Raw genomic sequence first — 1,580 nt, 5'->3', positions numbered from 1 at the left:
GTAAGATTCTGCGCTTGCACAACGATCGAAATATACAGCATGAAAACAGCGACCTGAAAGATATTCAGCCCGACAATTTTCTTAACCAGATTGCCACGAGACACCACGATGTAGAACCCCGTCATCATAAGAACGATGAAGAGCCAGTAATTGACGTGGCCAACAATGAAATCCCAATCGATCAAACGTTCCATCACCAATCCTCATCTTGCATCGGTGGCGGACGGCCCGCGAATGCATAATAGATCGCAACCATAACGCCTGTGACAGTAACGCCCACACCAAATTCAACAGCCAGAATTCCCCAATGTTGTCCATGGCTTGGATGGTGCGGCGCGAATGCATCATAATCCAGATAATTGTAGCCCAAAAACAGACTAACCAGACCTGTGCCCGCGTAAATCAAAACGCCAAGCGCAACCAACTTGTGAACCAGCCAGGGCGGGAAAACCTCTTCGGCCTTGTTCAAACCGAAAACTATGCCGTAAAGGATGAACGCCACGGCCATGATCACACCGGCCTGAAAGCCTCCGCCGGGGGAATAGTCGCCGTGAAATTGCACATACAGTGCAAACAGCATGATCGGACCAACCAATAATTTGGTGATGACACGCAGGATAAGGTGGTGGCGCATCAGGTGTCCTTTTTCGGTTTGGTGCGGCGGCGGCGGCGTAGACCGCTGATCAACAGCAGCACACCCACAGCGGCAGTGAACACAACCGCTGTTTCGCCCAACGTGTCATACCCGCGATAGCTGGCCAGAATCGCTGTCACAACATTGGGTACGCCAATTTGTTCGGGGCTCTTTTCTAGATAATCTGGACCAAGATGGGTCTGCGCAGGCGCGTGAGAAGATGCAGAAAAGAATGGTGCAGCGCCCAGTTTACTTTGTCAGTTCCCTTCTGCAGGGGGCTAGATCAAGGTACTCTGGTGTGCAGAAGTTGCTTTTCGGCCTCCTCATGGCCTCGAGAAAGCTGCGCCATTACTTCCAAGCACATGAGATCACAGTCGTCACTCGCTTTCCGCTGAAGAGGATACTGCAAAATCCAGAAGCAACAGGCAGGATTGTCGAGTGGGCACTGGAACTGTCAAGCTTTGGCCTCAAGTTTGAGAGCACTTCAACTATCCAAAGCAGAGCATTGGCAGAATTCATAGCAGAATGGACGCCAACACCAGATGAAGAAATTCCAGAAACGAGCATCCCCGTCGAGGAAGCAAGCAAAGAGTGGCTGATGTACTTTGATGGTGCCTTCTCGCTGCAAGGCGCCGGTGCGGGCGTGCTGCTTGTCGCACCCACCGGAGAGCACCTCAAGTACGTAGTCCAGTTGCACTTTCCCAAGGAGCAAGCAACCAACAATACTGCAGAGTATGAAGGATTGCTTGCCGGTCTCAGAATTGCAGCAGACCTTGGGATCAAGAAGCTCATTGTCAGGGGTGACTCACAGCTTGTCGTCCGCCAAGTGAACAAGAACTACCAGAGTCCATTGATGGAAGCATATGTTGATGAAGTGAGGAAGCTAGAAGAGCACTTTGACGGCCTACAGATGGAACATATCCCGAGAGCTCAGAATGACATTGCT

3 protein-coding genes and 1 pseudogene are annotated in these 1,580 nt (G+C 51.2%); 1 reads left to right on the top strand and 3 read right to left on the bottom strand.

Features of this window, described 5'->3' with window-relative positions; translation table 11 throughout:
• From Q0231_RS13785 to mbhE, 3 genes and pseudogenes are all read right to left on the bottom strand, one after another.
• Positions 1 to 194 (bottom strand): annotated as a pseudogene (locus tag Q0231_RS13785) (hypothetical protein); the annotation flags it as partial.
• Positions 194 to 634: a Na(+)/H(+) antiporter subunit B gene (locus Q0231_RS13780; protein ID WP_299348228.1), complete on the bottom strand. Its 441-nt coding sequence runs from the start codon at positions 632 to 634 to the stop codon at positions 194 to 196. The gene Q0231_RS13780 and the pseudogene Q0231_RS13785, both read right to left, overlap by 1 nt.
• Entirely contained in the window at positions 634 to 882 is a 249-nt protein-coding gene (gene mbhE, locus Q0231_RS16755) for a hydrogen gas-evolving membrane-bound hydrogenase subunit E (protein ID WP_367274500.1), read from the bottom strand. The genes Q0231_RS13780 and mbhE overlap by 1 nt, the downstream gene beginning before the upstream one ends.
• A gap of 50 nt (positions 883 to 932) precedes the next feature.
• Here mbhE and Q0231_RS13770 point away from each other — a divergent pair.
• Positions 933 to 1,580, top strand: a 648-nt coding sequence (locus Q0231_RS13770; protein WP_299348223.1) for a reverse transcriptase-like protein, incomplete at its 3' end; no start/stop codon positions are given.

The organism is uncultured Maritalea sp., assembly GCF_937139385.1.
In the GTDB taxonomy this organism is placed as follows: domain Bacteria; phylum Pseudomonadota; class Alphaproteobacteria; order Rhizobiales; family Devosiaceae; genus Maritalea; species Maritalea porphyrae_A.
The sequence above is the reverse complement of the archived record's forward strand: the minus strand, read 5'-3'. Positions and strand labels throughout refer to the sequence as shown.